The following is a 7,937-nucleotide window of genomic DNA, read 5'->3' as shown; positions in this document are numbered from 1 at the left end:
CCCGCCCCTTCCGAGGGACGGGGGCCGCAGTGCTGTCCGGGGTCGTGGCCCCGCGAGGGCGACCCGGGCACGGCTCAGCGCGACGCCGCGGGGAGGCCGTCGACCCAGTCCGTGCCGTCGGGGCGCAGTTCCCCGGTGCCGGCGGTCAGCGAGGCCACGCGGGAGCGCAGGGCGGCGACGGCCGCGTCGTCGTCGTCCACGGCGAGACCCAGCTCCGCGCCGGCCGCCCCGTAGGCGGTGTCCAGGACCGTGGCCCCGGCCGCGCGCAGCTCGTTCTCGATCCGGCCCGCGTCCGCGTGCGAGGCGGCCAGCCGGTAGAGGCGCTGCCGACGCCGGGCCACCAGGGACGCGCCGTCGAGGGCCTGGGACACGGCCTCCGAGTAGGCGCGGACCAGCCCGCCGGCGCCGAGCAGGGTGCCGCCGAACCAGCGGACCACCACGGCGCTCACGTCGGAGAGATCCGTGACGTCGCGGCCGGCGGCGTCCGTGCCGGTGCGGCGCAGCACGAGGGCCTCGAGCATCGGCAGACCCGCGGTGCCGGCTGGCTCGCCGTCGTCCGAGGAGCGCTGCACGTCCCGGTCCGGGCCCAGCACGAACGCCGAGCAGTGGTGGCGGGCGTCGTGGAAGCCCCGCCGCAGCTCCTCCGCCAGCGCCCGGGCCTCGGCCTCCGTGGACGCCCGCCGCAGCACCGCCAGGAAGCGGGAGCGCCGGATCTCCAGCTCGGCCACCGCCTCCGTGCCCGCGGCGAGCGTCGTGTACCGGGCGGCGCGGCTGAGCAGGGGGTCCGGATCCATGCCCCCACTCTAGGCCGGGCCCCTCGGGCCCTCGACGGCACCGGGGCGGGGTGCTAGACAGGGGAGCATCCGCGACCGAGGGAGCCTTCATGCGCATCGCCGACACCTCCGACCTCTGGTGGAAGCAGGCCGTCGTGTACTGCGTGGACGTCGAGCGGTTCCTGGACACCGACGGCAACGGCGTCGGCGACATCGCCGGGCTCGCGGAGCGGGTGGACTACCTCGCGGAGCTGGGCGTCACCTGCCTGTGGCTCATGCCGTTCTACCCGACGCCGAACCGGGACGACGGCTATGACATCACCGACTTCTACGGGGTGGACCGGCGGCTGGGCAGCTTCGGGGACCTCGTGGAGCTCGTGCGCACCGCCCAGGACCGGGGGCTGCGCGTCATCGCGGACCTCGTGGTCAACCACACCTCCGACCAGCACCCGTGGTTCCAGGCCTCCCGCTCGAGCACGGACAGCCCGTACCGCGACTACTACGTGTGGCGGGAGGACGAGCCGCCGGAGACGTCGGAGAAGGCCGTGTTCCCCGACAAGGAGGGCGGCGTCTGGACCCGGGACGAGACCACCGGGCACTGGTACCTGCACCGGTTCTACCGCCACCAGCCGGACCTCAACCTCGCCCACCCCAAGGTGCGGGACGAGATCGCGAAGGTCGTCGGCTTCTGGCTGCACCTGGGCCTCGACGGCTTCCGCGTGGACGGGATCCCGCAGCTGCTCACGCTCGGCCAGGGCGACGACTTCGAGAACCGGGACGGGTTCACGGACCCGCACGGGTTCCTGCGCTCGCTGCGCAAGTTCGCGAACCGGCGCAACGGCCGGGCCGCGCTGCTGGGCGAGGTCAACCTGCCCTACCAGCAGCAGCTCGAGCTGTTCGGCACCGAGGACGCGGGGGAGCTGACCATGATCTTCGACTTCGTGGCCATGCAGAGTCTCTACCTCTCCCTGGCCCGCCAGGACGCCGGGCCGCTGGCCACCGCCCTGAGGAACCGGCCGCACATTCCGCAGGACGCCCAGTGGGCGAACTTCGTGCGCAACCACGACGAGCTCACCCTCGACCAGCTCTCCGAGTCCGAGCGGGAGGAGGTGTTCGCGGCCTTCGGGCCCGAGGAGCGCATGCAGGTCTACGGCCGGGGCCTCACCCGGCGGCTGCCGCCCATGCTGCAGGGGGACCAGCAGCGCATCCGGATGGTCTACTCGCTGCTCTTCTCGTTGCCGGGCACCCCGGTGCTGTACTACGGCGAGGAGATCGGGATGGGCGAGAACCTCGCCGCGGAGGGGCGCATGGCCGTGCGCACGCCCATGCAGTGGACCTCCGGGCGCAACGGCGGCTTCTCCTCCGCCGAGGCCGCGGACCTCTCCGGTCCCGTCGTCGAGGGGGAGTTCGGACCGGAGCACGTGAACGTGGCCGACGCCAAGCGGGACCCGGACTCCCTGCTGCACTTCGTCACCGGCCTGGCCCGCCGCTACCGGGAGTGCAGCGAGCTTGCCTGGGGGCCCGCCGAGGTCCTGGACCAGCCCCACCGGGAGGTGCTGGCCCACCGCTGCTCGTGGGAGGGCTCCGGGATCGTGGCGCTGCACAACCTCTCCGCGGAGCCCACCACGGTCCCGCTGCGGCTGCCGGACGAGGCGGCGGGCACCGAGCTGCTGGACCTGCTCGGGGACGGGACGTGCACCCTGGACGCCGACTCCTCGGCGGAGCTGGCCCTGGAGGGCTACGGCTACCGCTGGCTGCGGGTGCAGCGGGCGCACGGGCCGGGCACGCTGCCGGACGTCATGACCACCGTGGCCGGCGCCGGGGAGGCATGAGCGCCCGGCGGGGCCCGGCCGCGACCGGCCGCTAGCATGGTCCCATGCTGACCATCGGCCTCACCGGCGGGATCGCCTCGGGGAAGTCCACGGTCTCCCGGCGGCTCATGGAGCTCGGGGCCACCGTGGTCGACGCCGACGCGATCGCGCGCGCCCTGCAGGAGCCGGGCCGGCCCGGCCTCGAGGGGATCGTCCAGGAGTTCGGGTCCTCCGTGCTGACCCCGGACGGGCGCCTCGACCGGGGCGCGCTCGGCGCCCGCGTCTTCGCGGACCCGGAGGCGCGCTCCCGGCTCAACGCGATCATCCACCCGCTGGTCCGCGCCGAGGCGGAGCGGCTCGCCGCCGCGGCGGGGGAGGACGCCGTCCTGGTCGAGGACATCCCCCTGCTCGTGGAGACCGGCCAGCACGGGCGCTTCGACCTCGTGCTCACCGTGCAGGCCCCGGTGGAGGAGCGCGTGCGGCGGATGGTCGAGGACCGTGGCATGACGGAGGCCGACGCCCGCGCCCGGATCGCCGCCCAGGCCACCGACGAGGAGCGGGCAGCGGTCTCCAGCACGGTGCTGATCAACGACGGGTCCGTGCAGCGGCTGCTGGACCGCGTCGACGCGTGGTGGGAGTGGCACGTGGAGCCGCGGCTGGCGCCCACGCCGCCCGCGGGCTGAACCTCCACGCCCGGGCGACCACGCGGTAGGGTCGTAGCCATCGACGCACACCACTGACGCGCACAACCGAGAAACGGCGGCCGTCCGCTCGTCCGGGGCCGGGGGCAGCCGGGGAGGCACGGCGATGCTGAACAGACTGCACGACTCCATGCGACTGCGGACCAGTCCCACCATCTTCTTCGGCTCGGCGCTGGTGATCGCCGCGTTCGTGGTGCTGACACTGGTGTTCACGGACTTCATGGACGCCGTCTTCGCGGACGGCTCCACCTGGGTCATCGAACAGCTCGGCTGGTTCTACATCCTGGGCGTGACCGTCTTCCTGCTGTTCCTGGTCTATCTCATGGTCAGCCGTTTCGGGCAGGTCCGCCTCGGGGCCGACGACGAACGGCCCCAGCACACCAACCTGTCCTGGTTCTCGATGCTGTTCGCCGCCGGCATCGGCACGATCCTCATGTTCTGGGCCGTCGCGGAACCGGTGAACCACTTCGCGAACCCGCCCCGGCAGGGCGTGGAGCCCTCCTCCACCGAGGCCGCCACCGAGGCGATGGGCTTCACGCTCTACCACTTCGGACTGCACACCTGGACGATCTTCGCCCTCCCGGCACTGGCCTTCGGCTACTTCATGTACAAGCGCAACCTGCCACCGCGGGTGAGCTCCATGTTCCAGCCGCTGCTGGGGGAGCGCATCCACGGACCCATCGGGCGGCTGATCGACATCCTCGCCATCGTGGGCACCCTCTTCGGCGTGGCCGTCTCCATCGGGCTCGGCACCATGCAGATCAACAGCGGCCTGGCCCGGCTCTTCGGGATCTCCGAGTCCGCGCTCTCGCAGATCCTCATCATCGCCGCCGTGAGCCTCGTCGCCTCGGTCTCCGTGGCCCTCGGTCTGGACCGGGGCATCAAGCGCCTGTCCAACACCAACATCCTCATCGCCATCGCGCTGCTGGTGTTCATCCTCATCTCCGGCCCCACCGTGCTGATGCTCAAGGGCATGGTCGAGTCCGCCGGCACGTACCTGTCGATGCTGCCGGCGCTCGCCTTCTGGAACGACTCCCTCGCGGACACCGGGTGGCAGAGCGGCTGGACCGTCTTCTACTGGGCGTGGACCATCACGTGGTCCCCGTTCGTGGGCATCTTCATCGCCCGCATCTCCCGCGGCCGCACCATCCGCCAGTTCGTCTCCGGAGTGCTGGCCTTTCCCACGCTCTTCTCCGTCATCTGGTTCGGGATCTTCGGCATGGGCGTGTTCGACATCGAGCTCAACGGCGAGGGCGGGCTCGTGGAGGCCGTGGTCGACGAGGGCGACATCCCCGGCGCGATGTTCGTCTTCCTCGAGAACTTCCCGCTCTCCACGGTGACCTCCGCCGTGGGCGTGCTCATCGTGGTGCTCTTCTTCATCACCTCGATCGACTCCGCGGCCCTGGTCATGGACACCATGGGCAGCGGTCACGAGGAGGAGTCCCCGGTGCACCAGCGCGTGTTCTGGGTGATCGCGATCGGCCTCATCGCCGCGATCCTGCTCACCGCCACCGGTGCCACCGGCCTCGCCGCCCTGCAGAACGTGGCGATCCTCATCGGCCTGCCGTTCTTCGTGCTGGGGTACCTGATGATCTACTCCCTCCTCCGGGCGCTGCGCGAGGACGCCGGGGAGGTGGGCGTGCTGCCCACCCGCCAGTGGCGCCGGGTGCTGCCGCCCGAGGAGTTCCACCGCCGCACCTCCACCGGTGCCGAGGTGGACGAGGAGATCGTCGTGGCCCCGGACTACGTGCACGGCTCGGAGCCGGCCAACGCCCCGGCCATCGACCACCCCGAGCAGCCCGACTACGTGCGGCAGTACCGCACGAGCACCGGCTCGCTCAAGCAGATCCGCGACATCGAGTAGCCGCGCCGGCACCGCGGACCCACCGGGCCCACCGGGCCCACCGGCGTCACAACAGCCCGTGGGCCCGACCCCGCCCGCCACGGAGCGCTAGAATGGTGACCACCATCACAGTGGTCGACGGGGGACGTCATGGCGCGGAACAGGCAGAACACCAACCAGGACGGCGAGCAGCGGCACCGCATCCTCGACAGGCTCAACGCCATCGCCATGAGCGTCTACGGGCCGGGGGACCGGACCGACCAGGCGCAGGAGGGCGAGAGGATGAGCGACGCCGCCCAGACCTGGTACCAGGAGGTCCAGGAGCACTTCTACGTGGAGAAGGACGAGCACGGCAACGAGTACCTCTACCACCGGGACGACTCCGGCGAGGGCACGAACACCGGCAGCTCGCGCAACTGACCGGCCCCAGCAGGACGGGGCATGGGCTCGTCCGGAGTGGGACTCCGTGGTGCCCTGGAGGGACCGATGCGAGGCCTCTTCTCGGCAGGCGGCTCGGGGGCCGTGTCGTCGCGGCGGGCTCGGTCGGTCAACCGGTCGACGGCCCGGTCGGAGCGGGCGGTCACGGGAACGGTGGTGGTGGCCTCGGCCAGTCCGCTAGGAGGCATGCCGACGTAGACGGACTCGGCGCGGGCGACCACGAACGTCTCGTGCCGAATGCCCACAGTGGCCGACGCTTTCCGGGCCAGTCGGTTGAACGTCGCCCAGGCGGGCCGATGCCGGGCGTGGGGCTGGGAGGCGTAGGCGTAAAGCTCCCGCGTCAAGTTCCAGTACTGGATGATCGTCGTGCCGCCCGCGCCGACGGTCGTCCCATACCCATGAGGCCGGAGTCAGGGTCCAGGGACAGTTCCTCGAGCATCGGGGGCATCGCGCCGAGGACCGGCCACCCCTGGCGTACACGCCGCGGTGTCGTGATGCGCCAGCCGATGAGGAAGACCACCAGCTCCTCACCGTCGTAGGCGTGGGCCACACGGTCCGGATCGACCTTGGCCGTGAGCTGCCCCCGGATGGGCGTAGCGGCTGTTCGAGCTGCCGATCGTTGAGGCCCGCCGATGACGTCCCGCTCTGACAGTCGTCGGCGCTGATCCTTCACACGCTCCGGCCGTCGACGATCGCCGCCTGCGTCTCGCACGCCGAGGGGTGGACGGTTTGCGTCTTGGTCGTCGGGGGGGTCTTCCCGGCGTTCTCGGTCGACCTCACGGAGTCCGGGACGAGCGGAGTCGATCCTCGCCGCAGCGCAATGCCTCCCGCTGTCCTCGACGACGGCTTCGAAGCCCCGGGACACCAGGCCTGTTGCCTGCGGACCACGTGGAGGTGAGCGGTGGCGTCAGGTCCCGTTGCCGGGGTGCTGCCGGAGTCGTGTCACGGCGTGGTGGTAGGCGGCCTGAGATCGAGGCGAGGAGTCGATGCGCCAGTCGAGCTCCTTGTCGAGATGAAACCAGATGATCGCACGGACGTCGCCCTGGGAATCGGCGTAGGCGAAGAGCTCGGTGATCCAGGCGGCTTTGGCCGCAGCGCTGTCGGGTGCTTCTGCTGAGGCTGTCTCGGTGATCAGAATCGGCAGGCCGGTGTCCAGGGTGCGGAGTTCCCGGATCCCGGTCCGGAAGAGGGCCGGCGCCCCGATCCAGCCGATCGGTCCGGTCGGACCCCAGATGTAGCCGTCCAGTCCGAGCAGGTCCACGGCGGCGGCGCCGGGGAAGAAGTCCGCGAGGGTGCTGGAGTTCTCGGTCGTGAGACCGTTCGGGACGTTGGGCGCCCAGCACCAGCGCACGTTGTCGGCGCCGGTGGTGTCGAAGACGTTGCGGACGTGGTGCCAGGCCTGCACGTAGTGCTCCGCGGTGTTCCCCTGCACGCCGGCGCCCCACGGGTACCAGTCGCCGTTCATCTCGTGGGCGAAGCGCAGCACGACGTCACGATCCCACTGACGCAGTTCCTGCGCCCAGGTGCGGATGTGCTCGTCGTGGTCTCCGGCGGCGATGGCGAACAAGCTGTAGCCGGGCTGCTGCACCGCGGGGGAGGATTGCTCATCGGTCCGGGGAGCACGCCACGGTTCCCAGGTCAGGACGGGCACCGCCCCGTGCTCGAGGGCCGCATCGAGGGTCTGCAGTGGCGGATGCGCCACGGACCAATCGCAGAACAACAGCATCCACCGCGCCGGGGACCCGGCCATGGCCGTGTATCCGCGCACGCCCGCGTGATCCAGAGGGCCTCCGGGGAGACAGACTCCCTGCTCCAGGGGACGGGTGCGGGGCGGAGGAGGAGCGGACTCCGGCTCTGCGGGGCTGCCGCATCCGGTGAGCACCAGCGCCCCGACCCCGGCCAACAACGCGCGGCGCGTCGGCCGGCTACCGAGTTCGCGGCGCGGTTGCGTCGAGGGAGACGCTCCATGCGCCGAACCAGGAGTCATCATGGTGCGCCGAGTCTAGTCAGGACTGATCGGAGTCCTGGAGCCCGAACACTTCTCGACCCCTCGGCGCCACCCCCCCTATGGCTGATGACACATCAAGTAATACTTGCCAGTAAATAATTGCTTAAGCATAGTTGAGGGTAGTTCGGGAGCAGGGGGCTCCGGCGATCCGCGGAGAAGTGGGCACTTCTCGCGACGGCGCCGCCTCTTGTTCACACCGTGGGGGCGGTGGGATTATCTGCATGGCCCCTGCACATTCACGGCTGGGGGGCCGAATGAAAATCGTTGTGCTGGTGCCTGCCTACAACGAGTCCGCAAGCATCGGAACCACGATCCAGGCTGTCCTGGATCAGGACCGGCCGGCTGATCACGTCGTGGTGGTCC

Annotated in this window: 8 protein-coding genes; 4 read left to right on the top strand and 4 right to left on the bottom strand. The window is 70.8% G+C overall.

The window, feature by feature from the left end; all coding sequences use genetic code 11:
• Positions 1 to 74: 74 nt before the first annotated feature.
• Positions 75 to 794, bottom strand: a complete 720-nt coding sequence (locus tag ACFU0Y_RS15625) for an IMPACT family protein (protein WP_380215457.1) — start codon at positions 792 to 794, stop codon at positions 75 to 77.
• A gap of 89 nt (positions 795 to 883) precedes the next feature.
• Between ACFU0Y_RS15625 and ACFU0Y_RS15620 the strand changes: the two genes are divergently transcribed.
• The 4 genes from ACFU0Y_RS15620 (at position 884) to ACFU0Y_RS15605 (ending at position 5,548) form a co-directional block, all read left to right on the top strand.
• Positions 884 to 2,605, top strand: a complete 1,722-nt coding sequence (locus tag ACFU0Y_RS15620) for an alpha-amylase family protein (protein WP_380215455.1) — start codon at positions 884 to 886, stop codon at positions 2,603 to 2,605.
• Positions 2,606 to 2,649: 44 nt separating this feature from the next.
• Positions 2,650 to 3,267 (top strand): dephospho-CoA kinase, encoded by a 618-nt coding sequence (gene coaE, locus ACFU0Y_RS15615; protein ID WP_380215453.1) that lies wholly within the window; start codon positions 2,650 to 2,652, stop codon positions 3,265 to 3,267.
• 124 nt (positions 3,268 to 3,391) lie between these two features.
• Positions 3,392 to 5,149: a BCCT family transporter gene (locus ACFU0Y_RS15610; RefSeq protein WP_380215451.1), complete on the top strand. Its 1,758-nt coding sequence runs from the start codon at positions 3,392 to 3,394 to the stop codon at positions 5,147 to 5,149.
• A gap of 129 nt (positions 5,150 to 5,278) precedes the next feature.
• Positions 5,279 to 5,548 (top strand): hypothetical protein, encoded by a 270-nt coding sequence (locus ACFU0Y_RS15605; RefSeq protein WP_380215449.1) that lies wholly within the window; start codon positions 5,279 to 5,281, stop codon positions 5,546 to 5,548.
• Here the strand turns inward: ACFU0Y_RS15605 and ACFU0Y_RS15600 are convergent.
• From ACFU0Y_RS15600 to ACFU0Y_RS15590, 3 genes are all read right to left on the bottom strand, one after another.
• A complete protein-coding gene (locus tag ACFU0Y_RS15600; protein WP_380215448.1) occupies positions 5,494 to 5,910 on the bottom strand; it encodes a monooxygenase family protein in 417 nt (138 codons plus the stop codon). The genes ACFU0Y_RS15605 and ACFU0Y_RS15600 overlap by 55 nt on opposite strands.
• On the bottom strand, positions 5,907 to 6,086 hold the full coding sequence (locus ACFU0Y_RS15595; RefSeq protein WP_380215459.1) for a monooxygenase family protein: 180 nt from the start codon (positions 6,084 to 6,086) through the stop codon (positions 5,907 to 5,909). The genes ACFU0Y_RS15600 and ACFU0Y_RS15595 overlap by 4 nt, the downstream gene beginning before the upstream one ends.
• Before the next feature lie 387 nt (positions 6,087 to 6,473).
• Positions 6,474 to 7,268 carry a glycoside hydrolase family 26 protein gene (locus tag ACFU0Y_RS15590; protein WP_380215446.1) on the bottom strand — a complete coding sequence of 265 codons (795 nt, stop codon included), beginning with the start codon at positions 7,266 to 7,268 and terminating at the stop codon, positions 6,474 to 6,476.
• Positions 7,269 to 7,937 lie beyond the last annotated feature (669 nt).

The organism is Kocuria sp. NPDC057446 (genome assembly GCF_042802875.1).
GTDB lineage: Bacteria > Actinomycetota > Actinomycetes > Actinomycetales > Micrococcaceae > Kocuria.
This window is presented reverse-complemented; position numbering and strand designations above follow the sequence as displayed.

Excerpts from the sequence above, each read along its gene's own strand:
- ACFU0Y_RS15625 (WP_380215457.1), bottom strand. The coding sequence starts at position 794 with ATGGATCCGGACCCCCTGCTCAGCCGCGCCGCCCGGTACACGACGCTC.
- ACFU0Y_RS15620 (WP_380215455.1), top strand. The coding sequence starts at position 884 with ATGCGCATCGCCGACACCTCCGACCTCTGGTGGAAGCAGGCCGTCGTG.
- coaE (WP_380215453.1), top strand. The coding sequence starts at position 2,650 with ATGCTGACCATCGGCCTCACCGGCGGGATCGCCTCGGGGAAGTCCACG.
- ACFU0Y_RS15610 (WP_380215451.1), top strand. The coding sequence starts at position 3,392 with ATGCTGAACAGACTGCACGACTCCATGCGACTGCGGACCAGTCCCACC.
- ACFU0Y_RS15605 (WP_380215449.1), top strand. The coding sequence starts at position 5,279 with ATGGCGCGGAACAGGCAGAACACCAACCAGGACGGCGAGCAGCGGCAC.